Below are 24,428 nucleotides of genomic sequence, written 5' to 3'. Positions count from 1 at the left end.
GCTGTTTTTAGGACAGCCATGTTTCATTTTCGATCGTGAGTGACACTACCTCTGACCCCACCGCCTCGCCCGAGAAGGCGCCCGCCGGCGACCTCCTCAAGCCCGCCCGCCTGCGGGTGCTGCTGCGCCACCTGGCGCCCCACTGGCCCACGATCACGCTCGGCGCCGTCATCGGCATGATCGCGACGGTCACGTTCCTGTGGACGCCGCGCGTCGTCCAGGACGTCATCGACGCCGTCATGCTCGGCACGCCCGTCGCGGGCTACGTGACCCTGCTCGCCGCCCTGACCGTGGTCGGCATCCTCGCCTCGTGGCTGAGCTGGATCATCCTGGGGCGCACGGCCGAGACCGTGGTGTTCGACGTGCGCCGCGCCCTGGTCGAGCGGTTCGTGCGCGGCCGCGTGCTGCAGGTGGGCGCCCGACCCGCGGGCGAGCTCGTCTCACGCACAACCTCCGACTCCCAGCTCCTGTCGGCGGCCGTGAGCTCCGGGTTCGTCTCGATCGTCAACGGCGCCGCCGGCATCATCGGCACCATCGTGCTCATGGGCGTCATCGACCCCGTCCTGCTCGGCATCACCCTCGGGGCCGTCGTCGTCTTCGGCGGGGTCATGGCGGCGCTCATGCCCGCCGTCGGCCGCCACCGGGCCAAGGCCCAGGAGGCGATCGGCCACATGGGCGGCGAGCTCGAGGGGTCGGTGCGGGCGCTGCGCACCGTCAAGGTCGCGCGCGCCGAGCGCCGGCGGGTCGACGCCGTCCTCACCCACGCCGGCGCCGCCCGCGGACACGGGGTCAAGGCGGTCAAGGCCGAGGCGCTGGCGTACACGTTCGCCTTCGGCGGCATCCAGACCGCGATCGTCGTCATCATCGCGCTCGGCGCCTGGCGGGTGTCGTCGGGCTACCTGTCGATCGCCGCGCTCGTGGCGTTCCTCATGTACATCTTCAACTTCATCGGCCCGGTGATGGAGTTCGCCGAGGCGCTGTCCTCGCTCCAGTCCGGGCTCGCTGCGTCCGCGCGCATCATCGAGGTCGAGCAGATCGACACCGAGCCGCAGACCGCGCCCGCGGCGTCGTCGGGCACGGCTGGGCGCACCGCCGACCCCGAGCGTCCGGTCCTGGAGTTCGACGGCGTGACCGCGCGCTACAGCGAGGAGGGCGAGGACGTCGTGCGCGACCTGTCCATCGCGATCCCGCGCACGGGCCACACCGCGTTCGTCGGGCCGTCGGGCGCCGGCAAGACGTCGGTGCTCTCGCTCGCGCTGCGGTTCCTCGACCCCACGTCCGGGCAGATCCGCGTCGACGGCGTCCCCTACGCCGACCTGACCCCCGCGCAGACGCGCGCCCGGTTCGCGTTCGTCGAGCAGGACACCCCGGTGATCCCCGGCACGATCCGCGACAACCTGCTCATCGCCCACCCCGAGGCGACCGACGCGCAGGTCGCCGCGGTGCTCGACACCGTCCAGCTCACGGAGCAGGTCGCCGCGCTGCCCGAGGGCCTCGACACCTCGCTCGTGTCCTCCTCGGTCTCGGGCGGGCAGCGCCAGCGCATCGCGTTGGCCCGCGCGCTGCTCGCGAACGCCGACGTGCTGCTGCTCGACGAGGCGACGTCCCAGCTCGACGGGCGCACCGAGGCCGCGATCCACGCGGCCATCGCCGAGGCCGCCACGACCGGCGCCGTCGTGACCGTCGCGCACCGGCTGTCGACCGTCGTCGACGCCGACCGCATCGTCGTCATGGACGGCGGGCGCGTGCGCGCCACGGGCACGCACGCGCACCTGCTCGCGACCGACGCGCTGTACGGCGAGTTCGTCGAGGCGATGCGCATCGACACGCCCGACGGCGCCCGCGAGCCCAACGGCGGCCGTGAGGCTGACGGCGATCAGGACGCCGCGCGTGAGGGCGAGCTGGTGGGAGCCACGGCGCACTGAGCGCCGCCGCGCGCCAAGCCTCCTGTGGCGGGCGGCGCGGCGGCGGGCGACGGCGGCGCGGGCAGTCGCTCGTGCGCCGTCGCGTCCTCGCGCTCGCGCTCCGCGAGCAGGCGCCGCTGCCGCGACCAGGCGAAGGCCACCGGCGTCAGCGCCCCGGCCCAGGCGAGCGGGGCGGCCCAGGCCACGCCCACGAACCCGAAGTGCCGCACGAGCACCAAGGCGGCCGCCGAGCGCATGACCAGTTCGAGTGCGCCCGCGAGGGTCGGGACGCTCGACAGGCCCATGCCCTGGACCACGTTGCGCAGCACGAACAGCAGGCTCAGCACCGCGTACAGACCCCCGTTGACCAGGAAGTACGTGCGGGCCATGGCGAGCACCTCGGGCTGCCCGGGGCCGACGAACAGGCCCACGATGGGCTGCGCGAACGTCACCAGCACAACGCCGAGCACCACCGCGACGCCGACCGCCACCAGGCTGGTGCGCAGTGCGCCGACCCTGATGCGGCGCCACTGGCGCGCCCCGCGGTTCTGCGCGGTGTAGGTGACCATCGCGACGCCGAACGAGTTGAGCGGCGCGACCGCGAGCTGGTCGACGCGCATGGCCGCCGTGAACGCGGCCACCGAGACGGCGCCCAGGCCGTTGACCGCGAACTGCAGCACGACGGCCCCGATCGCGATGACCGACATCTGAAAGCCCATGGGCAGGCCCATGCGCAGCGGCTCGCGCAGGCTGCCGCGACCGGCCGCCCAGTCCGCGCGGCTCAGGCGCAGCAGCGGCATGCGCCGCGCGATCAGCGCGAGGCACGCGACCACCGAGGCGATCTGCGCCAGCACCGTCGCCGCGGCCGCGCCCGCCACACCCCAGTGCGCGACGCCGACCAGCAGCGCCACGAGTCCCGCGTTGAGCAGCGACGAGGCGATGAGGAAGTACAGCGGCGTGCGGCTGTCGCCCAGTGCGCGGATGGCCGCCGAGAGGTAGTTGAAGGCCACCGTCACGCCCGCGCCCGCGAACGTCACGGTCAGGAAGACCCCCGCCTGGTCGATGATCTCGGGCGGGGTGTCGAGCAGCCGCAGCAGGTCGTGGGCGAACACGACCCCCACGGTGGTGATGACCGCGGCGATGCCGGCCGACACGTAGGCCCCGGCCGCGGTGTACCGGCGCACCCCCGCCAGATCGCCCGCGCCGAACGCGCGGGCGATGGGGATGGCCAGGCCCGCGCTGGCGCCCCACGAGAAGCCGACGAGCAGGAACACGAGGCTGCCCGAGGCGCCGACCGCGGCGAGCGCGTCGAGCCCGAGCATTCGCCCGACGACGACAGCGTCGGTGAATGTGTAGACCTGCTGGAAGACGTTGCCGATCAGCAGGGGAAGGGTGAAGGCGAGGATGAGGCGCGTCGGCGGCCCGACGGTGAGGTTCTGCACGGTGGCCCGTCTTGGTCTGCGGGCCGTCCGAACAGCCCGTCAAATCGATTCGATCGCCACCATCGTACGCCGCGCCGGCAATCACGACGAGCCATGTGCCAACGATCACACCGAGCCGTGCGCGCGCCTCACCCCGCCCAGACGCTCTCCTGGAACCCCGACCACACCTGCCGGTCCGACGTCGCCCCGAGCAGTCCGATCGTCGGGTCCGTGAGCGCCAGCAGCAGCGCCGTCACCGACTGCGGCGGGTCGTCCGCCAGGAGCCGGATCGCCTCGCCGTCGGGGCCGCTCGCGCTGACCGACGTGAGGTACATGGTCGCCGAGCCGTCCATCGTGACCGACGACGCCGTCGTGCGCGTCCCGGCCGCCCCACCGTCGGTGTAGGTCGTCAGCGAGAAGCCGACGACCTCGACGTGGTCGGCGACCAGCTTGATCGCCGCGCGGCGCTCCCCCGAGCCGGCCCCGACCGGGACCGACACCAGCGCGATGGTCCGCAGCCCCGAGATCCGCAGGTCCGACGCCTTGAGGTCGGCCGGGATCGCGAACACGTCAGGGTCCTCGTTCCCGCCGAGCACAAGCGGCAGGCCCTCCTCTGGCGGCAGCGGGGCCGAGGGCGGGACCTCCACGGTGACCGACGGCGGCTCGGCCGCCGCGTCCGGGGAGGCCGCGTCGTCGGAGGTCACGTCGTCGGAGGCCGCGTCGTCGGAGGCCGCGTCGTCGGACGCGCCGCCGTCGGACGCGCCGCCGAGCAGACCGCCGACGGCGTCACCGAGGTCGTCGACGGCGTCGCCCAGGCCGTCGACCACCCCGCCGAGCGCACCGCCGTCGCCCGGCTCGGACGACGAGGGCGCCGGCTGGCCGGAGGCGTCCGGCGTCGGGGACGGAGCCTGCGACGAGCCCGCCGTCGGGTCCTGGTCCGTCGACCGGCACAGGATGAAGCCGAACAGGCACAGCCCAGAGCCGGGCGCCGCCGGCGCCGCCCCGGTCAGGCCGCCCGCGACCAGGGCCACGGCGAGCACCGCCGCAGCCGAGCGCATCCCCTGCGGATCGTGCCGCGGTCCGTCGTCGAACAGCAGCACGGGGTCCTCGGGCGCGTCCGCGACCGGCTGCGCGTGGACCGGCTCCGTGTCCGTGGGCGGCTCGGACGCCGCCACCGGCGCCATCCACGACACCACGACGATCGACCCGACGACGCCCAGCGCCATCCCCACACCGAGCCCGCCGCCATTGACGGCGACGAGCGAGTACACCGACAGCACCAGCGCGATCACGCCGTAGAAGACGTGGTGCACGGGCTGGGCCATCGCCAGCGCTCCGGCCAGCACGACGACGATGGGGATGATCGTCGTCTGCATGCCGGCGAACCCGAGCTGCAGCACCACCCCACCCACCGAGAGGTCGAACCGGCCCGAGAGGAACAGCTCGACGCCGGCCAGGACAGTCAGGAGCGCCCCCCAAAAGGGGCGCCCCTGACGCCACTGACGGAATCTCACCCTGCGAAGCACTCGGCGCCCTGGAGGTTCACACCGAGCTTGAGGTCGGTGAGCTTGAAGACCGCGGCCTGCGTGCTCCACGACACCTGCTGAAGGTTGTCGATCGTCACGGAGTCCGCGTCCATCGCGAAGTCCTTCGCGCTGCCCTTCTGCGCCGTGCTGACCGTCGAGGCGTCGACGCCGATCTTGATCGAGTTGAACGTGGCGTCGCCCGAGAGGTTGTCCATGCCGATCTGCAGGCTGCTCGCCTCGACCGGGCGGTCCGGGTTGGTTCCCGCGCTGATCAGAAGGCTGATGTGGTCGGTCACCTTGATGGACTGGCACAGGTTGTAGAGCTTGGCGTTGGTGATGTTGGCGATCGCGGCGGGGTGCGCCGTGCCGTCGGCCTCACCGGCGACGCCGGCGTACTGGGAGAAGCCGGAGCCCTCGAGCTTGTCGGCGGCGATCTTGAACTGCTGCCCCGACACGGCCATGGAGACGGGGACGACGCCTTGCGCCACACCGCCTCCGATGAGCGCGATGGCGGCGACGGTCGGAACCGTCGCGAGCAGGACGCGACGGGTGCGCGTACGCGCGAGCGAGCTGAACTTCATGTGTTCCCTCACCTTCGACGGGCGACCTCCATGTCGCCGGACAGTCGCCGAAGGTAGACCTCTTACTGACGTGTCGTCAATAGTTGTTGATGGTGAGTCAACAGTGTCTGCGGCGCGCCGCTCCCCCTATGCTCAAGGCATGCCAGCGCTGCACGGAGCCTCCGGTCGCAGCCGCCGCACGCGGCTGAGCCCCGAAGAGCGACGCCAGCAGCTCCTGGCCATCGGCGTCGACTGGCTCGCCGACCGCCCGCTCGAGGCCATCTCGGTCGAAGACCTGGCCAGCGCCGCGGGAGTCTCGCCAGGCTTGGTCTTCTACTACTTCGGCACCCGCCAGGGCCTGCACCAGCAGATCGTGCTCACCGCGCGTGACGCCATGCTCCACGCGACCGAGCCCGACCCGGCCCTGCCCGCCTCGCAGCGCCTGCGCGACGTGCTCGAACGGTTCGTGGCGTTCGTCCAGGAGCACGACGCGACGTTCTACTCGATCGTGCGCGGGGCGTCGTCGGGCGACCCCCAGGTGCGCGAGACCATCCAGCACGCGCGCGACGTGCTGGCCCAGCACACCACCGAGATGCTCGACGAACTGGGCGTCACGCCGTCGCCGCTGCGCGCCGTCGCGGTGCGCGCCTGGATCTCGCTGGCCGAGCAGGCCCTGGTGGACGCCGCGACCGACGAGTCGATCCCCGCCGCCGACCTGGTCGCCTTCCTGGAGCGCAGCGCCCTCGCCACGATCCGGTCGACCACGGCGCCCCCGCTCCCCCAGCCCGCCACCGCGCGGTAGCAGACCCAGCGCGCACGAGTGGGGCCCGGCGCCGCTGGCGCCGGGCCCCACTGCGGAGTTCTCAGGCCCGCGGGCCGAGGTCCTCGCGGACGGTCAGTTGCCCCCGAACAGCCAGTCCCAGAGGTTGCCGCCCTCGGACGAGCCGTCCGAGCTCGAGCCGTCCGAGCCCGAGCCCGAGCCCGAGCCCGAACCGTCGGAGCCCGAACCGTCCGAGCCCGAACCGTCCGAGCCCGAGCCGTCGCCGAACCCGGGCGGCACCTGACCCTGGTCGCCCTGCTGACCCGAGCCGCTCTGCGTCGACTCGTCGCGCACGGCGAGCGTCACGGTGATCTGCTGCGCGCTGCCGCCACGCACGACGGTCAAGACGGCCTGGTCGCCCGCCTGACGCTCGCGCACGAACGCCGTCAGCGACTCGGCGCCGCCGACCGGCTGATCGCCGATCGCCACGATGACGTCGCCCGCCTGGATGCCCGCGGTGGCCGCCGGCGAGCCCGACGTGACGTTCTGGACCTGCGCGCCGCGGCGTGTGACGCCGTCGGCCGTCGCGGTGCCGTCCACCATCGACACGCCGAGGAACGCGTGCTGCGCCGACCCGTTCTCGATGAGCTGCGAGCTGATGTTCTTGGCGAGGTTGACCGGGATGGCGAAGCCCAGGCCGATCGAGCCCGACTGGCTCGACCCGCTCGACAGTGTCGCGATCGACGAGGTGATGCCGATGACGCGCCCGGTCGCGTCGAACAGCGGGCCACCCGAGTTGCCCGGGTTGATGGCCGCGTCGATCTGGATCGCGTTGGTCACGACCTGCGTGTCGGCGCCCTCACCGCTCGCCGTCACGGGGCGGTCGAGCGCGGAGACGATGCCCGTGGTGGCGGTGTTGGCCAGCCCCAGCGGGTTGCCGACGGCGAGCACCGGGTCGCCGACCTGGACGGCGTCGGAGTCGCCGAGCGCGACCGGAGTCAGGTTGCTCGGCGGGTCCTGGAGCACGACGACGGCGAGGTCCGTGGTCGCGTCGGTGCCGACGATCTTCGCCTGGAAGATGCGCCCGTCGGACAGCGTGACCTGGACGATGTTGTTCTGGGCGCCCGAGACGACGTGGTTGTTGGTCAGGATGTGGCCGTCGTCGTCCAGGATGAGGCCCGAGCCCTCAGCGCCGCCCTGCGTGCTGGCGACCTGGATGGCGACCACCGACGGCGACACCGCGGCCGTGACCGCCTGCCAGTCGGGGTTGGTGGCCGTGGAGTCCTTGACGGGCGCGGAGTCGACGCGACCGGGGTTGCCGAGTTCGGCGATCGACGTCGGCGTGGAGTTGTCCGACAGCCCGTGCATGAGCGCCGCCGTGCCGCCGCTCGCCAGGAGGGCCGCGATGGCGGCCGCGCTGATGACCGGCGCCCACACGCGCGGCTTGCGCTCACGCTGGGGGGCCGACGGCTCGGACGACGACGGCGTGGCGAGGTAGGGGTTCGAGAAGCTCGCGCCGGGCTGGGTGCCCTGCTGCTGCGGGCCCTGCTGCTGGGGGCCCTGCTGCTGGGTGCCCTGCTGCTGCGGATACGGCGCGCGGCGCTGCGGCTGCGCCGGCTGGTGCTGCGCCGCCTGCGGGTACGGCGCCTGGCCGTACGGGTTCGCGCCGTACGGGGGCTGCGGCGCGGGCGACTGGTGACCCGGGGCGTACTGGCCGTACTGCGGCTGCGGGCGCGCGGGCGCCTGCTGCGGGTACGGCGTGGTGGGGTGCTGCTGCGGGTGCAGCTCCTGGGTCTGCTGAGTCTGCGGGTGCGGCGTCGGCTGGGCGGGCGCGGCCGGGGCGCCCTGCGCCGCGTCGCCGCGCTCCGGCGCCGACGTCTGCTCGGCTGGCGTCTGCTCGGGGACCTGGGGCGTGGCGCCCGGGTCGGAGCCCTCCGGGACGGCGGGCTGGTCGTGGTTCTCGATGCTCATGGTGTTCCTGGCCTCCTCGATCTCCTGACCCGAGATAACACCACCAGGCTGGCGTCGTTCTGGGCCGTTCCTGAGAGTTCTCTGTGGTCACCGCGCTGACCAGGCTCCGCGTCGCCGTCGTCGGTCTGATATGCCGCCGAATCGCCCTGTGCGAGCACCGCTCGGATCGCGCCGACAACCTGATCGTGCAGCGCCCGCGACCGCGCGAGCCGGTCCGCGCGCGGCGCCCGCACCTCGACGACCTCGACGCCGCGCGCGGGCGCGGCCAGCGCGGCGCGCAACCCCGCCACGTCGGCGACCGCCCGGTGCCCGACGCCGTAGCCCGCGCACAGCGCGCCCAGGTCCGCGCCATGCGGAGTGGCGAAGACGCGCTCGAACACGGCCGCCCCCGCGTCGGAGGCGTCTGCGAGCGCCCCGTGCTCAAGCGTCGCGAAGATCGATCCGCCGTCGTCGTTGACGACGACGAACTGCAGGTCCACGGCGGGCTCGAGCGGGCCGCGCAGCAGCCCCCCGACGTCGTGCAGGAACGTCAGATCACCGAGCAGCGCGCGCGTGCGCCGACCGGCGCGGGCCGCGGCGAGCGCGACGCCCGACGCCGTCGAGACGGTGCCGTCGATGCCGGCGAGACCACGGTTGGCCACGACGTCGGGCGTCGGGGCGTCGACGGCGCGGTCGAGGCACAGCACCAGGTCGAGGTCGCGGACCGGGTTGGACGACCCGACGACGAGCACGTCCCCCGGGCCGGTCGCGGCGGCGACCGCGCGCGCGACGGCGAGCGCCGCGTCGGGTTGCTGGGCGAGCGGGCCGGCTTCGACCGCCGCGGTCGCGCGCTCGACGACGGCTCCCGCGGCCCGCGACGCCGCGCGCCATCGCGCGAGGAACGCCGACCCGTCCACGGCGGCGGGACTGAGCGCATCGGGCCCGAGCACATCGGGCCTGAGCGCACCCGGCCCGGGCGCAGACGGTCCGGGCGCAGACGGTCCGGGCGCAGACGGTCCGGGCGCGGACGGTCGCAGCCATCGCTCGTCGAGTGCGTCGACCACGCGCGTCGCGTTGCGCGCGGCGTCGGGCCACGGACCCCCACCCGGAGCCACGACGGTCACCGCGACGTCAGCCCTGCCCAGCAGCCGCTGCACGGGCCGCGACAGTGTGGGATGCCCGAAGACGACGACGTGCTCGACCTCGCGCACGAGCTCCTCGACGCCGAGCGCCGCGCGGTACGCCTGGACGGCGTGGGGTCCGCCGCACGCGCCCGAGGACGGCTCGGCGAGCAGGGGCCAGCCCTGCGCCTGTGCGAGCCTGCGCGCGTCGGGGCCCGCGCCGTCGCCCGCCACGACGAGCGTGTGCGCCGGATCGCCGGGCAAGGCGGGGTCGGCGCCCGGCCCGGGCGCCGCGGGCACGACCACGGTGCGGCGGGCAGCGCCGAACGGCGCCACGGTCGGCAGGGCCGGCTCGGCTGGTATCGCCGGATCGGCGTCCGCGTCGAGGGCGGGCTGCAGCGGCTCGCGGAACGCGAGGTTGAGGTGCGCTGGACCCGGGTGGCGGTCGCGCAGCCCGGTCGCTGCGGCGAGCGCCCGCCCGGCGGCGGCGAGCAGGTCGCGCACCTCGCCGTCGCGCCCGTCGGGCGCCGGCACGTCGAGCGCGTACCGCACGGCGGCGCCGAAGATGCCGACTTGGTCGGTGGTCTGCGACGCCCCCGTGCCACGCAACTCGTGCGGCCGGTCGGCGGTCACCAGCACGAGGGGCACATCCGCGTGATGCGCCTCGAGCACCGCAGGATGGAGGTTCGCGACGGCGGTGCCCGAGGTGGTCACGACGACGACCGGGCGCGGCGGGACTACGGCATTGCGGCCGGCGGCATCGCGGTCGACGGGATCGCGGTCGACGATCGCCGATCCCTTCGCGAGGCCCAGCGCGAGGAAGCCCGCCGCCCGCTCGTCGACGCGCACGTGCAGCGTGATCTCCCCGGCGGCGTCGGCGGCGGCCAGTGCGTACGCGAGGGGCGCCGAGCGCGACCCGGGCGCGAGCACGACGTCGCGCACGCCGCAGGCGGCCAGCTCGGCGACCAGCGCGCGCGCCGCCACGAGCGCGGGAGCAGGACCGAGAGCACCCGGCGTCGGGACGACCCCACCGGACCGGTCCGCGCTCATCGCCCGCCCCCCGCGGCCTCGCCGTCGAGCAACGCCTCGAGGCGTGCCGCACGGGCGAGCCACGCGTCGCGCACGTCCGCGCTGGGCGCGGCGGCCGCGAGCGCCGCGGCGTCGGGCTCCAAGCGCGGGTCGCCGGCCGCGAGCACGGGCAGCGCGCCGTCGACGGGCAGCAGCGGCGCGGCGACGACGTCGTGCGCGAAGAGCTGGGACGTGGCGAGCCCGCACGCGTACGGCAGGTCGGGCAGCGCGGCGGCGAGCGCGACGCCCGCGGCGAGCCCGACCGACGACTCGAGCGCCGAGGACACCACGACGGGCAGCCCCACCCGCTCGGCCAGGTCGAGGCATGCGCGCACGCCGCCCAGCGGCTGGACCTTGAGCACGACGACGTCGGCGGCGGCGAGCGCGACCACGCGCAGGGGGTCGGCGGCGCGGCGGATCGACTCGTCGGCGGCGACGGGCACGTCGAGGCCCGCGCGGATCAGGGCGCGGCGCAGCGCGGCGAGGTCCTCCACGGTGGCGCAGGGCTGCTCGGCGTATTCGAGGCCGCCCGCGGCGGCGTCGATGGCGCGCAGGTGGGTCACGGCCTCGTCCACATCCCAACCGCCGTTGGCGTCCACGCGGATGCGGCCCACGCCGGGCCCGTACAGCTCGTCGAAGGCCGCACGCACGGCGTCGACGCGCTCGACCTCGGCCCCGACGGGCTCCAGCGGCCCGGGCCTCGCGGCGCCCGAGGGAGCGGGCGCGCGCTGTGCGACCTTGACCTTCGCCGTCCGGCACCCGCCCGAGGCCAGCACGATCTCGCGCGCCCGGTCGGGCCCGACGGCGGGAACCGTGACGTTGACCGGCACTCTCGCGCGCACGGGCGCGGGCCAGCCCTGGTCGGCCGCCTCGCGCGCGGCGCGCAGCCATGTGGCCGACTCGGGGTCGTCGTAGTCCCAGAACGGGCTCAGCTCGCCCCATCCCACCTGACCGCGCAGCAGCACGCCGTCACGCACGTCCAGGCCGCGGAACCGGGTGCGCAGCGGCGTCGACCAGACCTGCGGCGAGGTGAGGCGCGACGGCACGACACGGGTCGACGGGGCCACCCCGGGGGTCACGGGCGACGGCACAGGCGCGGGGGCAGGACCGGTGGGCACGCGTTCAGCGTAGGCGGGCGTCAGGGAAGGCCACGAACGGCAGGCCACCGAGGGGTGCTCGGGGTAGCGCGATCCGTGGGCTCAGTCCACGAACTCGGTGTCGTCGAGCAGGTGCTCGAACGTCCGGGAGCACGGGGGCGTCATGCCGCACGCATCGCGATCGCGGACGGCGGCGTCGTAGGCGTACAGGTCGTGCGAGGTGTCACGATCGATCACATCGAGATCGAGCGCCTCGCGGAGGAGAAGGCCGCTCATGCACACATCGTCTCGCCATGTCGTGAGAAATCGTTCGACAAGGCGCGCCGCGCACTTGTGAATGTCGTCACAAAGTCGGTGGGGCGCCCGAACCGTAGGCTGGCGCCCGTGAGCAGCACCGCCCCGGTCGACCCCGACGACCTTCCCGCCCGCGTCTCGCAGACCTTCGACCCGGCGCGTTGGCGCGCCGTCACGGGGTTCGAGGACCTGACCGACCTCACCTACCACCGGGGCGTCGAGCGCGACGCCGCGGGCGCCGTCGTGCGCGACCTGCCCGTGGTCCGCATCGCGTTCGACCGCCCCGAGGTGCGCAACGCGTTCCGCCCCCACACGGTCGACGAGCTCTTCCGCGCGCTCGACCACGCCCGCATGACCTCCGACGTCGGCACGGTGCTGCTGACGGGCAACGGCCCCTCACCACGCGACGGCGGCTGGGCGTTCTGCTCGGGCGGCGACCAGCGCATCCGCGGGCGGTCCGGCTACCAGTACACGACGGCGCCCGACGGCGGCGGCGAGGTCGCCACCCGCGACGCCGTCGACCCCGCCCGCGCCGGGCGCCTGCACATCCTCGAGGTGCAGCGCCTCATCCGCACCATGCCCAAGGTGGTCATCGCCGTCGTCGACGGCTGGGCCGCGGGCGGCGGGCACTCGCTGCACGTGGTCGCCGACCTGTCGATCGCGTGCCGCCAGCACGCGCGCTTCAAGCAGACCGACGCCAACGTCGGCTCCTTCGACGGCGGCTACGGCAGCGCCTACCTGGCCCGGCAGGTCGGCCAGAAGCGCGCCCGCGAGATCTTCTTCCTCGCCCGCGAGTACTCGGCCGACGACGCCGAACGCTGGGGCGCGGTCAATGAGGTCGCCGCGCACGACGACATCGAGGACCTGGCGATCGAGTACGCGCGCGTCATCGCGACCAAGTCCCCGCAGGCGATCCGCATGCTCAAGTTCGCGTTCAACCTGGCCGACGACGGCCTGGCGGGCCAGCAGGTCTTCGCCGGCGAGGCGACCCGCCTCGCCTACCTGACCGACGAGGCCGTCGAGGGGCGCGACGCGTTCCTGGACAAGCGCGACCCGGACTGGTCGAAGTACCCGTACGCGTTCTGACTGGCGGTTGAGCCTGTCGGTGGTTGAGCCTGTCGGTGGTTGAGCCTGTCGGTGGTTGAGCCTGTCGAAACCACCCCTCAGGACACGCTCCAGCTCCCGGTCGTCCCCGGCACCAGCTCGACCCAGGTCGTGCCCGGCTCCAGCGTCACCGGGTTCCCCTCCGGGGTGGTCAGCACCAGCGGCGCGGCGGTCGACTCCTTGGACCAGCGCACGGGGATCGTCTTGCCGGCGCCCGCCACCAGCCCCTCACCCGAGTCGACCATGAGCGTCTCGGGCACCGGCGCCCCCGACGGGTCGACCGTGCCCGTGTCCACGAGCCGCACCTGGAGCGTCACGACGTTGCGCGCCGAGAGCCGAGCCCCGGCCGCCGACACCGCCGCCGTCTCACCGTCGCTGCGCAGCCATGTGCTGGACTCGGCGTCCCAGTCCCACACGGTGCGCTGCACGCGGGAGAACGTGACGTCGAGCCGCGCGGCCGGCGAGCCCGCCTTGGCCACGCTCGACCCGCCGGCCTCCTGGGCGAACGCGAACTGCGCGGGCGGGGGTGCGGCGCGATCCGCGGCCGCCTGGTCGAGGAAGGTCTGCGGCGTCCCGACGACGTTGTGGGGCGCCCTGCGCGACCTGTCGCGTCGGAACCCGGCGTCGCCCGAGTCCATGATGACCGTCTGCACCCCGGCAGCCCGCACCTCGGCGATGAAGCCCTGCTGACCGCCGGAGAAGGCCAGGATCCCGCCGAGCGGCGCCACGATGCCCGCGTCCATCGGCCGCACCGAGCGCACGGGTTCGACGACGTCGGGAATCTGCGAGTGGAACACCGCGACAAACCGCGTGATCCCGCCCTCGACCGTCTGCTCCCAGACCGTGTCGGCGTACTCCAGGCCCGTCAGCGGCCGGGCCTCTCGCGCGTTCTCGACCTTGATCGCGAGCGCCGGCCGCTGCGCGACCTCGGCGGTCGCCACGCCGGTGAGCGGCCACACGATCGGCACGACCGGCTCGGGTGGGGCGCCCTTGGGCACGCTGACGTCGGGCGAGACCGTCGTCGTCACCTCGCCTGGTTGGTCCGCGCCGCAGGCCACGAGCGCGAGCGAGAGCGTCATCACACCTACGGCGGCGAGAGCTCGCCTCATCACGTACCTCCTCGGTCCGCGAACCAGCCTAGGGCGCGGCGGCCCGTCACCGTGGCAGGCGCTCGGGCGCCTACCCTGACCGGGTGGATCACACCCTCCCTGACGACGTCGACGGCCTCGCGCGGCGGCTGCGCGCGGCGCTCGACGGCGGCCCCGCCGTCTCCCCGCTGCCCCGCCTGCGCGCGGACGCCCCGCCTGCGGGCACGGCCCTGGTCGTGCGGACCTCGGGCTCGACGGGCGCCCCGCGCGAGGTTGCGCTGACCGCGGCGGCCCTGCGCGCGTCGGCGACGGCGACGCACGATCGGCTCGGCGGGCCGGGGCGGTGGGTCCTCACGCTCCCGGCGACCCACATCGCGGGGCTGCAGGTGCTCGTGCGCGCCGCGCTGGCCGCCGACGAGGGAGTTCCCGACCCGTTGGTCGCCGCCGAGCCGGGCGCGCACTTCACCCCCGACGGGCTCGCCGCACTGCTGCGCCCCGCGCTCGCCGACGGCGTCGGCGTGCACATCTCGCTCGTGCCCACGCAGTTGCACCGCGTGCTCGCGGCGGCCGACGACGGCGCGGGCGCGGGTCTCGACGCCCTGTCCCGCTGCGCGTCGGTGCTGGTGGGTGGGGCGGCGACCGCCCCGGCCCTGTTCGCGCGCTCGCGCGCCGCGGGGGTGCCCGTGGTGCGCACCTACGGCATGTCGGAGACCGCGGGCGGGTGCGTGTACGACGGCGTGCCGCTGGCGGGTGTACGGCTGCGGCTCACCGCGCCCACGGGCTCGGGCGCCGCGCACAACCTCGGTAGGCCGGTCGGCGCGGGCGGGGCGCTCGGCAACGTGGGCGCCGACGCGGTCAGCCCGGTCAGCCCGGTCGGCGTGGTCGGCGTGGTCGAGATCGCGGGGCCGACGCTCGCCCTCGGGTACCTCGGCGACCCCGACGCGACCGCCGAGGCGTTCCGCGCCGACGCCTGCGGACCCGAGGCCGGAACGCGCTGGTTCCGCACCTCCGACCTGGGCAGCCTGGCCGCCACCGCGACGCCTGACCGCGCCGCGCGCGACGAGAGCGCGCGCGGCGGCGACGGCTCCCCTGCCGGCGACCCGACCGAGGCCGTCGTGCTGTCCGTGCTCGGCCGCGCCGACGACGTCGTCGTGACCGGCGGCGTCAACGTGGCGCCCGCGACCGTCGAGGCGGCGCTGGCGGACCTCGCCCCGGCGGCGCTCGGGCTGCCCGCCGTCGAGCCGTGTGTCGTCGGGGTCCCCGACGACGAGTGGGGGCAGGCGCTCGTCGCCGTCGTCGCGGCGCCGGGCCGCGACGAGCGCCTGGTCGCCGTCGACGCCGACGCGCTCGCGCGGGTGCGCGCCGCCGTCGCGGCTAGGCTGGGTGCGCCGTCGGCCCCCCGGCGGGTCTACGTCACCGGCGCCCTGCCGTTGCGCGGTCCCGGCAAGGTCGACCGCCGGGCCGTGGCCCGCGCGGCCGAGGCCGCCGGCCACTAGCCACCACCCCGCACACCGCCGTCGGCCTCCCGGCCGCGCGGCGCGTGCCGACGCAAGGAGCACCACCACATGGCCACGCCCGCCGAGTGGATCGCCGGCGCCCGACCGCGCACCCTTCCCGCAGCCACGGCCCCCGTGCTGATCGGCTCGGCGGCGGCCGGGCAGGTCGGAGCCTTCTCGTTCGGGCGGGCGCTGCTCGCGCTCGGCGTCGCGCTCGCGCTCCAGGTGGGCGTCAACTACGCCAACGACTACTCGGACGGGGTGCGCGGCACCGACGTCGACCGCGTCGGACCGCTGCGGTTGACGGCCTCGGGCCTGGCCCGGCCGGGGCACGTCAAGGCGGCCGCGTTCGCGGCGTTCGGCGTCGCCAGCGCGCTCGGCCTGGCGCTCACCTGGCTCTCGGGCCACTGGTGGCTGCTGGCCGTCGGCGCCGCGTGCGTGGCGGCCGCCTGGTACTACACGGGCGGACGGCGCCCCTACGGGTACGCCGGACTCGGCGAGGTCGGCGTCTTCGTGTTCTTCGGGCTCGTGGCCACACTCGGCACCACCTTCACACAGGCCAATCGGCTCACCGGGCCGTCGGTGCTGGGCGCCGTCGGCGTCGGGATCGTGGCGTGTGCGCTGCTCATGGTCAACAACCTGCGCGACATCCCCACCGACGCGCTCTCCGGCAAGCGCACCCTCGCCGTCCGCCTGGGCGACGCACGCGCCCGGAAGGCCTACGTCGCGGGGATCTGGCTGCCGATCCTGCTCGGGCTGGCGTGCGCGCTGTGGACGCCGTGGGCGCTGATCGTGGTGCTGCTCGCCGGCCCAGCGCTGCTGCTGTCGCTGCCGGTGCTCGCCGGCGCACGCGGCAAGCTCCTGGTGCCGGTGCTCGCCGGCACGGGCATGTACGAGCTGGCGTTCGGCGTGCTGCTCGCGCTGGGCCTGGCCCTCGGGAGCTGAGCCACCCGGCTCGGGGTGCCTCAGCTCGCGTCGTCGGCGGCGTCCTCGGCGGCCTCGTCCTGGGCGACGGCGCGGGCGAAACGCCCCGGAGCGCGGCGCTCCTTGCGCGCCTGGGCGCGCGCGGCGAGCCACGCCGTCGCGGCGTCGCGCTGGCGCCGAAGGAACAGGTACGCGACGGCCGAGGCGATCAGGATGGCGAGCACGCCGGCGACCACCGGGTGCGCGCCGAGCAGAAGCAGCAGCCCGAACGCGGCCAGGAGCACGACGACGCGGTAGAGCGAGTACAGGAGAAAGGGCACGCTCCAGGGTAGGCGCGGGCGCTGCCCACTCCGAACGGTCATAGGCTGGGCGTATGCCTCGCGTCGTGCTCACCCTGGCCGTCGTCGGTTTGGTCGTCTACGCGCTCGCCGACCTGGCGGGCGCGCGCCGTGACGAGACGGGCGGGCTGCCGAAGTGGTTGTGGGCCGTCGTCATCCTCGCGCTGCCCGCCCTGGGCGCGCTCGTCTGGATCGTCATGCGCCGATCGACGCCGCGCGCCCCACGGCGCGGCGCCCGCCCGATCGCCCCCGACGACGACCCCGACTTCCTCCGCCGCCTCGGCAACGACCACCACCAAGACCCCACCTAAACCCCCCGCGAGGTACCGGTCCTCGGTCGAGATACCGGTCCTCGGGCGCCGGATGCCGGTACTTCGACCGAGGACCGGTACTTCGGCGGGGGTTTAGAGGCCGGAGTAGGAGTGGAGGCCGTTGAAGATGAGGTTGACGCCCGTGAAGTTGAACAGGACGCAGGCGTAGCCGACCACCACGAACCAGGCCGCGCGTGAGCCCGACCACCCGCGCGTGGTGCGCGCGTGCAGGTAGCCCGCGTACACGACCCAGATGACGAACGACCAGACCTCCTTGGGGTCCCAGCCCCAGTAGCGGCCCCAGGCGTGCTCCGCCCAGATGGCGCCGCCGATGATCGTGAACGTCCACAGCACGAACCCGATGGCGTTGAGCCGGAAGCTCAGGGCCTCCAGCGACGTCGGCGTGGGCACCCGGTCGAGCCAGCGCCAGCCGGTGGCCCAGCGGGCCCCGCCGTCGCGCGCCGTGCGCAGGAGCTGCAGGGCCGAGGCGACGAACGCGACCGTGAACACCCCGGTCGCCGTGATCGCGACCCCCACGTGCAGCACCAGCCAGTACGACTGCAGCGCGGGCTGCACGCCCATGGCCGCGACGTAGAAGACGTTGAGCCCCAGCGTCAGGAACACCGCCGCCAGCCCGGTCACGAACGCCCCGAGGAACCGCACGTCGCGGCGGGTGTTGACGACGAGGAACACGGCGAGCGCGACGAACGACCCCACCAGCGTGAACTCGTACATATTGGCCCACGGCGTGCGCCCCGCGGCCAGGCCGCGCGTCACGATCGCGGCGGCCAGCAGGGCCGTGCCGAGCACCGTCGTCGACATGGCGATGCCCGCGGCCCGGCCATGCTCGCCGGCCGGGGCGGCCGCGGTCCCCGCCGCAGTGTTCGACGACGCTGTGCCCAACGATGCGGTGCCCGACGACGCCGTCCGGCCCACCGCGGCCCCGCGCGCCGCCGTGCCCGCGAGCGCCGGAACGCCCGCGCGCACGCGCCGCTCGACGCGCCGGTCGGTGCGCCGCGCGAGGTCCACGGCGAACGACACGAGCGCGATCGTCAGCGACGCGAGCGCCGCCCAGACGAGCAGCTCGCTCAGGCTCCCCAGTTGCTCGGCGGTCATCGCAGGTCCTCCTGGTCGTTCGTGGCGTGCGCGCTCGCGCGGTCGGGCTCCGTCGTCTCGCCCGGGTCGTGCCCCGGCGCTCCCGGCTCTCCCGGGTCGTGGCCCGGCCGGACGCGCCCGCCGTCGGCCGCGCTCTCATTGTGGCGCACCTCGTCGAGCAGCCCCGGCGCCGCGGCCAGCGCGCGCTCGACCTCGGCCTGCAGCCCCGAGTCGTCGCCTCGGGCCAGGCCCGCGAGCTCGACGCGTGTGAGCCCGCCGGACGGGCCGGCGGCGTCGGGCACGGTCCACGCGCGCAGCCACACCCGGCGGCGCGGGGTGAACAGCGAGACCCCGAGCCCGGCGAGCGCCAGCAGCGCGAAGCCCAGCACCCACGCGAGCGACGGGTCGTAGCGCAGGTCGAGCGCGACGTAGCGCGGCACCTGCGCGCCGAGCGTGATGGTGCCGAGCCCGTCGGGCAGGTCGACGGTCTGACCGGGCTGGACGATGAGCTGCGCGCGCTGCCCGTCGGCGTCGGTCGCGGCGGTCATCGACGCGGTGTCGAGCTTGTAGACGTTCTGCGGCACGCCGCCGTCGAGCCCCAGGTCGCCGGTCCACACCTGGAGCACGAGCATCGGGTTCTCCGGCTGCGGGAACACCGAGCGCGCGTTGCCCGAGTCGTCGACGACGGCGGTGGGCAGGAAGTAGCCCGTCAGGCCGATCTGGTCGAGGCCCTCGCTGACGTCAGGCACCTTGATGACGCCGCGCGAGGTGTACATGGTGTCCTGCGGGATGAACGGCACCCGGCCCGAGAACGCGACGGCGCCGGTGGCGTCCTTGACGGTGACCTCGGGCGCGAACCCGTTGCCCTGCAGGTAGACCTTGGCGCCGTCGATCGTCAGCGGGTGGTTGACCTTGATGGTCGTGCGCTCGGTCGAGGAGCCGTCGGCGCCGGTGACCGTGACGTGGGCGGTGAAGTCGCGCGCCTGGGCGAACGCGACCGTGTCGGAGGCGAACTGCGAGGTGAACGAGTCGAGCGTGAGCGAGAACGGGCTCAGCTCGCTGGCGCGGAACCACGCGCCCTGCGAGAACGTGTCGTAGTCGACGACGGCGTTCGCGAACCCGCGCCCCTCAGTGACGATCGCCTGGCCGCGGTAGTGGAAGAGCTGTCCGAGCGCGATCGAGACCAGCAGCCCCAGCAGCGCGACGTGGAACAGGAGGTTGCCGGTCTCGCGCAGGTAGCCGCGCTCGGCCGCGATCGTGCGGGCCGCGGGCCGCGCCGTGTTGGCGGGCTCGGCGCCGACGTCGACGCGGAAGGTCCGCCCGCGCCGCAGCCGCGCCGCGACGGCGGCGACGACGTCGTCGGGCGCGGCGGTCGTCAGGCCCGAGGCCTGTGCCGGGAACCGGGTGAAGCGCGCGGGGGTGCGCGGCGGGCGGCCGCGCAGATTGCGCGCGTGCTGCGCGGCGCGCGGCAGGATGCACCCGACCAGCGAGACGAACAGCAGCAGGTAGATCGCGCTGAACCACGGCGAGGTGTAGGCGTCGAAGAGCCCGAGCCGGTCGAGCCAGCGGCCGCTCGTGGGGTGCTCGCCCAGGTACTGCAGCACCTTGTCGGGGTTGGGGCCGCGTTGCGGCAGGATCGAGCCGGGCACGGCGGCCACGGCGAGCAGCATGAGCAGCAGCAGGGCCACACGCATCGAGGTGAGCTGGCGCCAGGTCCAGCGCAGCCAGCCGACGACGCCGAGGGTGGGCAGCGTGGGCGCGCGGGTCTCGGCCGGCGCGGGGGTCTCGACAGGCTCGACCCCCGGTGTGGGCCCGGCCGACGGTGTGGGCCCGGCCGACGGTGTGGGCCCGGCCGACGGTGTGGCCTCGACCGACGGTGTGGCCTCGACGAACGCGTCCGCGATGCCCTCGGGCCGGTACACCTTGCGCTCGCTCACTAGACCACCGTCTCCCAGCCGCTGACCCAGCCCTGCAGCGCGCGTGTGATCGCGCCCCACACACCCGTGACGAGCGCGAGCCCGATGAGCACCAGCAGGCCGCCGCCCACGCGCATGATGGCCAGCCGTCGCCGCCGCAGGAAGGCGAGCATGCGCTGCGAGCTCTGGAGCCCCAGCGCGACCAGCAGGAACGGCACGCCCAGCCCCAGGCAGTAGGCGACGCCGAGCGCGACGCCGCGCGACGCCGACGCCTGGTCGAGTGCGAGCGCCTGGACCGCGCCGAGCGTCGGCCCGATGCAGGGGGTCCACCCCAGGCCGAAGACGACGCCCAGCAGCGGCGCCCCCCACAGTCCGGCGCGCGGGCTCAGGCGCAGCCGTCGCTCGCGCTGCAGGAACGGGATGCCGCCGAGGAACGCGAGCCCCATGAGGATGACGACGACGCCCAGCACCCGCTGCAGCGTGTCCTCCCAGCGCACCAGGTGCGCCCCGACGGCGCCCGCGGCGGCCATGAGCGCGACGAAGACCGCGGTGAACCCCGCCACGAACAGCCCGACGCCCGCGAGCACGCGCCCGCGCTCCGGCGTCGTGCGACCGCCTGCCGCGCCCGCGCCGGCCGCGGCCATGCCGCTGACGTACCCCACGTACCCGGGCACGAGCGGCAGCACGCACGGCGACGCGAACGACACCAGCCCGGCGAGGATCGCGACCGGGACGGCCAGCAGCATCGACCCGGAGAACGCGGTCGTGGCGAACGCGTTGCCCATCAGTCGTCCACAGCGTCCGCGCCGGACAGGACGTCGTCGACGAGCGCCTGGAGCGTCGAGGGGTCGGCCTTGCCGATGACGCGCGCGGCGACGCGGTGCTCGGCGTCGAGCACTACGGTCGTGGGCACGGCCTGCAGCGCGACGACGCCCGAGAGCCGGGCGATGACCTGCCCGCTGGCGTCGGCGATGGAGGGGTAGGGCACCGCGAAGGTGCGCTCGAACGCCTGCGCGGCGCCGGCGTCGTCCTGCGTGTTGATGCCGAGCACGCGCACGCCGTCGGCGGCGCGCTCGGTCGCGAGCTCGACGAGGCCGGGCGCCTCGGCGCGGCACGGCGCGCACCCGGCGTACCAGGTGTTGACGACGACGACGTCGCCGGCCCAGTCGGTGGTGCTGACCGGCTGGCCGTCGAAGTCGGCGCCCTCGATGGTCACCGGGTCGCCGCGGTCGTCGGCATCCCACTGGCGCACCGACCCGTCGCCTGAGACGAAGCCCTGCCCGACGACGTCGCCGGCCCCTGAGGACTGCGCGCACCCCGCCAGTGCGAGCAGGGCGACCAGGACTGCGGCCGCGGCCGCCGGGGACGGGTTGTGCGCGCGCCTCACTTGACCGACCACGCGCCCTTGCTCAGGGAGGCCGACAGGCGCCGCGCGGGCTCGGTGTACTCGATGCCGGCGAGCACGTCGTCGGCGAAGTGGAGGCTGGTCAGTGACGCGAGCGTGCACTGGCGGTGACGCGGGTCGTGCCACAGGCGCGCGCCCTCGTAGGCCAGGCGCGTGACCCAGATGGGCAGTTGGTGGCTGACGAGCACGACCTCGTGGCCGGCGTGCGCGATGCGCGCGTCCTGGACGGCGGCCTGCATGCGGTCGGCCTGCTCGCGGTAGGGCTCGCCCCACGACGGGAGCCGCGGGTTGCGCAACGCCGGCCACCACCGCGGGTTGAGCAGCCGCCAAGGCTGCGATCCGACGCTGGTGCCCTCGAATCGGTTGCCGGCCTCGATGAGCCGCTCGTCGGTGCCCGTGACCAGCCCGAAGGCCTGCGCGATGGGCGCGGCCGTCTCCTGTGCGCGTTGCAGCGGTGAGGCGACCAGTCCGACGACGTCGCGCCCCTGGTCGGTCAGCGCGCGGGCGACGACGCGGGCCATCTCGTGGCCGCGCTCGGACAGGTGGTAGCCCGGCAGTCGCCCGTATAGCACGCGACCAGGGTTGTGCACCTCGCCATGGCGCAGAAGGTGGACAGTCGTGGTCACCATGGCGTCAGTGTCCCACGCGTCCATGGGCGCTCACTGGGCTCTCGGCACACCGAGGCCCGACTGAGACGACCGTCACGCGGTCGCGCTCTTGGCCTCCTGAGCCACCTTGGCCATCGCGCGGCCGAGCACCGAGAGCTCCTCAGGTGTCAGGACGTCGATCATCAGGCGGCGCACCGCGGCCACGTGGTGGGGCGCCGCCCGAACGAGCATCGCCCAGCCCGCCTCGGTCATGACGCAGTTGACCCCGCGCCGGTCGCCGGGCACGGCGTGACGCTCGACGAGCCCGCGCCGCTCCATGCGGTCGACCGTGTGGGTCAGGCGGCTGCGCGACAGCGCGAGGCCCTCGGCGAGGGCCGACATGCGCAGGGTGCGATGGGGCTGCTCCGAGAGCTGGACCATGAGGTGGTACTCGCCGAGGCTGAGCGGGCTGTCGGCGTCGTGCGCGTGGGCGAGCGCGTCGACGAACCGGGCAGTGCCTTCGAGATATGAGCGCCACGATCGCTGTTGCTCGTCAGTGAGCCAGTCCACCATGGGAATACGCTACGCGACCGCGTGGTTGGAGCCTTCGCCCCACAATGATAGTTGAGAATTCAACTATCTGCGGGGCGGCACCCGCAAAACCCCGACCCGCCCGGGTCGACGACCGTCTGGAGTTCTCTATGGCCACGCCGCTGCCCGCCGGCCTCACCGCCGGCGCCTACGCCATCGACCCGTCCCACTCGACCGCCTCGTTCACCGTCCGCCACGCGGGCATCGCCAAGGTGCGCGGCACGATCGCGATCACCTCGGGCGTCGTGACCGTCGGCGAGGACCTCGAGTCGTCGTCGGTCACCGCCGAGCTCGACGCCGCGTCGGTCAGCACCGGTGACGCCAACCGCGACGGCCACCTCAAGAGCGCGGACTTCTGGCACGCCGAGGAGCGCCCGACCTGGACCTTCACCTCGACGTCCGTCAAGGCCGACGGCGGCGACTTCGTCATCGTGGGCGACCTGACGATCAACGGTGTGACCCAGACCGTTGAGCTCGAGACCGAGTTCACCGGCACCGCGACCGACCCGTTCGGCAACGCCCGCGCGGCCTTCGAGTCCGAGCTGGAGATCTCGCGCGCCGACTACGGCCTGACCTGGAACGCGGCACTCGAGACGGGCGGCTTCCTGGTGGCCGACAAGGTCAAGATCGCGCTCGACATCTCGACGATCAAGCAGTCCTGACCCACGCCCCCCGCCGCCGGGCGACACCCCGCCGCCGGGCGACGCCCCCGCCGCCGGTCGAGCCTGTCGAGACCATCCCGACCCCGGGTCTCGACAGGCTCGACCGCCGAGGGCGGCTTGACCCCGGGTCTCGACAGGCTCGACCGCCGAGGGCGGCTTGACCGCGGGTCTCGACAGGCTCGACCGCCGAGGGCGGCTTGACCCCAGGTCGCGACAGGCTCGACCACCGCGGGCGACCGGCGACGGAGGGCCTTCAGCCCACCGAGCGCGTGGCCGTACGCGCCGCCGCGTGGAACGCCAGGATCTGCAGCTCGCCCGCGACGTCGACACTGCGCACCACGGCGTCGTCGGGCAACTGCAGCGCAACCGGCGAGAACGACAGAATCTCGCGCACACCCGCCGCGATGACGCGCTCGGCCACGGACTGGGCGGCGTGCGCGGGCGTCGCGAGCACCACCATGGTCACCGCCTCACGCTTGATGACCTGCTCCAGGTCGTCGAGGTGCTCGACGGCCAGGCTCCCCGACGGACGCGTGCCGACCACCGCGTCGGCGACGTCGAGCAGCGCCACCACCTCGAAGCCGCGCGTGGTGTACCCCGAGTAGTTCGCGAGCGCGTGGCCCAGGTTGCCCAGGCCGATGATGGCCAGACGATGCGTGGACCCCAGCCCGAGCGCGGTGGAGATGACCGTGGACAGCGACGCGACGTCGTACCCGACCCCGCGCGTGCCGTACGAGCCGAGATACGACAGGTCCTTGCGCAGTTGCGCGGAGCTCACCCCGGCGACGTCGGCGAGCTCGGTCGACGACGTCGTGCGCACACCCGCGGACTGCAGGTCGAGCAGCGCGCGCAGATAGTGCGGCAGCCGCGCCACGGTGGCGGCCGGAACCGCAAGGTCACCCGTCTCGATCACCGCGTCCTCCAGACTGTCAGCGGCCACCGCGCGCGAGTCTGCGCGCCAGCCTGTCACCGTCGACCTGCCAGAATCCCTGCTGCACCCCGTCCACCTCGACGACGGGCACATAGTCGCTGTAACGGTCCTGGAGACTAGCGGACTGCGGGCCGGAGTCGATGTCGATCTCACACCATCGCTCACCGGCGGCCTCGCACACCCGGGCCACCACCTCACGCGCGTCGTCGCACAGGTGACATCCGACCCGGCTGAAGAGGACCACACGCGGAGCCTTCGCCCGAAGGTCCTCCAGCGGCC

General features: G+C 74.3%; 24 protein-coding genes. 7 read left to right on the top strand and 17 right to left on the bottom strand.

Annotated features, from left to right (window positions below; all coding sequences use genetic code 11):
* Positions 1-35 precede the first annotated feature (35 nt).
* Positions 36-1,925 carry an ABC transporter ATP-binding protein gene (locus tag EV386_RS17030; protein WP_242608026.1) on the top strand — a complete coding sequence of 630 codons (1,890 nt, stop codon included), beginning with the start codon at positions 36-38 and terminating at the stop codon, positions 1,923-1,925.
* Here EV386_RS17030 and EV386_RS17025 read toward each other — a convergent pair.
* From EV386_RS17025 to EV386_RS17015, 3 genes are all read right to left on the bottom strand, one after another.
* Complete coding sequence (locus EV386_RS17025) at positions 1,877-3,346, bottom strand: MATE family efflux transporter (protein ID WP_130416470.1); 1,470 nt, start codon at positions 3,344-3,346, stop codon at positions 1,877-1,879. The genes EV386_RS17030 and EV386_RS17025 overlap by 49 nt on opposite strands.
* Positions 3,347-3,474: 128 nt before the next feature.
* Positions 3,475-4,839 carry a DUF6114 domain-containing protein gene (locus tag EV386_RS17020; RefSeq protein ID WP_130416469.1) on the bottom strand — a complete coding sequence of 455 codons (1,365 nt, stop codon included), beginning with the start codon at positions 4,837-4,839 and terminating at the stop codon, positions 3,475-3,477.
* Positions 4,836-5,432 (bottom strand): DUF6230 family protein, encoded by a 597-nt coding sequence (locus tag EV386_RS17015; RefSeq protein WP_130416468.1) that lies wholly within the window; start codon positions 5,430-5,432, stop codon positions 4,836-4,838. Before EV386_RS17015 ends, EV386_RS17020 begins: the two co-directional genes overlap by 4 nt.
* A 139-nt stretch (positions 5,433-5,571) precedes the next feature.
* Between EV386_RS17015 and EV386_RS17010 the strand changes: the two genes are divergently transcribed.
* Positions 5,572-6,213 carry a TetR/AcrR family transcriptional regulator gene (locus EV386_RS17010; protein WP_130416467.1) on the top strand — a complete coding sequence of 214 codons (642 nt, stop codon included), beginning with the start codon at positions 5,572-5,574 and terminating at the stop codon, positions 6,211-6,213.
* A gap of 93 nt (positions 6,214-6,306) precedes the next feature.
* On the opposite strand, the gene EV386_RS17005 is transcribed toward EV386_RS17010, so the two are convergent.
* From EV386_RS17005 to EV386_RS18430, 4 genes are all read right to left on the bottom strand, one after another.
* Entirely contained in the window at positions 6,307-8,142 is a 1,836-nt protein-coding gene (locus EV386_RS17005; RefSeq protein WP_207216562.1) for a S1C family serine protease, read from the bottom strand.
* The gene (gene menD / locus EV386_RS17000; protein WP_130416466.1) at positions 8,139-10,292 is read right to left on the bottom strand and encodes a 2-succinyl-5-enolpyruvyl-6-hydroxy-3-cyclohexene-1-carboxylic-acid synthase; all 2,154 of its coding nucleotides are present in this window, start codon (positions 10,290-10,292) and stop codon (positions 8,139-8,141) included. Before menD ends, EV386_RS17005 begins: the two co-directional genes overlap by 4 nt.
* The gene (locus EV386_RS16995) at positions 10,289-11,356 is read right to left on the bottom strand and encodes an o-succinylbenzoate synthase (protein WP_130417015.1); all 1,068 of its coding nucleotides are present in this window, start codon (positions 11,354-11,356) and stop codon (positions 10,289-10,291) included. The genes menD and EV386_RS16995 overlap by 4 nt, the downstream gene beginning before the upstream one ends.
* A 153-nt stretch (positions 11,357-11,509) precedes the next feature.
* Positions 11,510-11,683, bottom strand: coding sequence for a hypothetical protein (locus EV386_RS18430; protein ID WP_165399985.1), 174 nt, complete (start codon positions 11,681-11,683; stop codon positions 11,510-11,512).
* A 108-nt stretch (positions 11,684-11,791) separates the two neighbouring features.
* On the opposite strand from EV386_RS18430, the gene EV386_RS16990 reads away from it, so the two are divergent.
* Entirely contained in the window at positions 11,792-12,787 is a 996-nt protein-coding gene (locus tag EV386_RS16990; protein ID WP_130416465.1) for a 1,4-dihydroxy-2-naphthoyl-CoA synthase, read from the top strand.
* 77 nt (positions 12,788-12,864) lie between these two features.
* Here EV386_RS16990 and EV386_RS16985 read toward each other — a convergent pair whose 3' ends face one another.
* Positions 12,865-13,914: a DUF3048 domain-containing protein gene (locus EV386_RS16985; protein ID WP_165399984.1), complete on the bottom strand. Its 1,050-nt coding sequence runs from the start codon at positions 13,912-13,914 to the stop codon at positions 12,865-12,867.
* An 83-nt stretch (positions 13,915-13,997) separates the two neighbouring features.
* Here EV386_RS16985 and EV386_RS16980 point away from each other — a divergent pair, with 83 nt between their 5' ends.
* Entirely contained in the window at positions 13,998-15,389 is a 1,392-nt protein-coding gene (locus EV386_RS16980) for an AMP-binding protein (RefSeq protein WP_130416463.1), read from the top strand.
* A gap of 69 nt (positions 15,390-15,458) precedes the next feature.
* The gene (locus tag EV386_RS16975; RefSeq protein ID WP_130416462.1) at positions 15,459-16,334 is read left to right on the top strand and encodes a 1,4-dihydroxy-2-naphthoate polyprenyltransferase; all 876 of its coding nucleotides are present in this window, start codon (positions 15,459-15,461) and stop codon (positions 16,332-16,334) included.
* 20 nt (positions 16,335-16,354) lie between these two features.
* Here EV386_RS16975 and EV386_RS16970 read toward each other — a convergent pair whose 3' ends face one another.
* Positions 16,355-16,633: a DUF4229 domain-containing protein gene (locus tag EV386_RS16970; protein ID WP_165399983.1), complete on the bottom strand. Its 279-nt coding sequence runs from the start codon at positions 16,631-16,633 to the stop codon at positions 16,355-16,357.
* A 53-nt stretch (positions 16,634-16,686) separates the two neighbouring features.
* Between EV386_RS16970 and EV386_RS16965 the strand changes: the two genes are divergently transcribed.
* Positions 16,687-16,962: a PLD nuclease N-terminal domain-containing protein gene (locus EV386_RS16965; protein WP_130416460.1), complete on the top strand. Its 276-nt coding sequence runs from the start codon at positions 16,687-16,689 to the stop codon at positions 16,960-16,962.
* 93 nt (positions 16,963-17,055) lie between these two features.
* On the opposite strand, the gene ccsB is transcribed toward EV386_RS16965, so the two are convergent.
* The 6 genes from ccsB to EV386_RS16935 form a co-directional block, all read right to left on the bottom strand.
* On the bottom strand, positions 17,056-18,078 hold the full coding sequence (gene ccsB, locus EV386_RS16960; RefSeq protein WP_130416459.1) for a c-type cytochrome biogenesis protein CcsB: 1,023 nt from the start codon (positions 18,076-18,078) through the stop codon (positions 17,056-17,058).
* Positions 18,075-19,994: a cytochrome c biogenesis protein ResB gene (resB, locus tag EV386_RS16955; RefSeq protein WP_130416458.1), complete on the bottom strand. Its 1,920-nt coding sequence runs from the start codon at positions 19,992-19,994 to the stop codon at positions 18,075-18,077. Before resB ends, ccsB begins: the two co-directional genes overlap by 4 nt.
* Complete coding sequence (locus tag EV386_RS16950) at positions 19,994-20,758, bottom strand: cytochrome c biogenesis CcdA family protein (protein WP_130416457.1); 765 nt, start codon at positions 20,756-20,758, stop codon at positions 19,994-19,996. Before EV386_RS16950 ends, resB begins: the two co-directional genes overlap by 1 nt.
* Positions 20,758-21,360: a TlpA family protein disulfide reductase gene (locus EV386_RS16945; RefSeq protein WP_130416456.1), complete on the bottom strand. Its 603-nt coding sequence runs from the start codon at positions 21,358-21,360 to the stop codon at positions 20,758-20,760. Before EV386_RS16945 ends, EV386_RS16950 begins: the two co-directional genes overlap by 1 nt.
* Positions 21,357-22,007: a histidine phosphatase family protein gene (locus EV386_RS16940; RefSeq protein ID WP_130416455.1), complete on the bottom strand. Its 651-nt coding sequence runs from the start codon at positions 22,005-22,007 to the stop codon at positions 21,357-21,359. The genes EV386_RS16945 and EV386_RS16940 overlap by 4 nt, the downstream gene beginning before the upstream one ends.
* 72 nt (positions 22,008-22,079) lie before the next feature.
* A complete protein-coding gene (locus tag EV386_RS16935) occupies positions 22,080-22,538 on the bottom strand; it encodes a MarR family winged helix-turn-helix transcriptional regulator (RefSeq protein WP_130416454.1) in 459 nt (152 codons plus the stop codon).
* Between the two features lie 128 nt (positions 22,539-22,666).
* Between EV386_RS16935 and EV386_RS16930 the strand changes: the two genes are divergently transcribed.
* A complete protein-coding gene (locus EV386_RS16930; protein WP_130416453.1) occupies positions 22,667-23,218 on the top strand; it encodes a YceI family protein in 552 nt (183 codons plus the stop codon).
* A 253-nt stretch (positions 23,219-23,471) separates the two neighbouring features.
* Here EV386_RS16930 and EV386_RS16925 read toward each other — a convergent pair whose 3' ends face one another.
* Together EV386_RS16925 and EV386_RS16920 are read right to left on the bottom strand one after the other, a co-directional pair.
* On the bottom strand, positions 23,472-24,131 hold the full coding sequence (locus EV386_RS16925) for a redox-sensing transcriptional repressor Rex (RefSeq protein WP_130417014.1): 660 nt from the start codon (positions 24,129-24,131) through the stop codon (positions 23,472-23,474).
* Between the two features lie 16 nt (positions 24,132-24,147).
* Positions 24,148-24,393 (bottom strand): glutaredoxin family protein, encoded by a 246-nt coding sequence (locus tag EV386_RS16920; protein ID WP_130416452.1) that lies wholly within the window; start codon positions 24,391-24,393, stop codon positions 24,148-24,150.
* Between the last annotated feature and the right edge of the window lie 35 nt (positions 24,394-24,428).

Source organism: Xylanimonas ulmi, assembly GCF_004216535.1.
Taxonomy (GTDB): Bacteria; Actinomycetota; Actinomycetes; order Actinomycetales; family Cellulomonadaceae; genus Xylanimonas; species Xylanimonas ulmi.
This window is presented reverse-complemented; position numbering and strand designations above follow the sequence as displayed.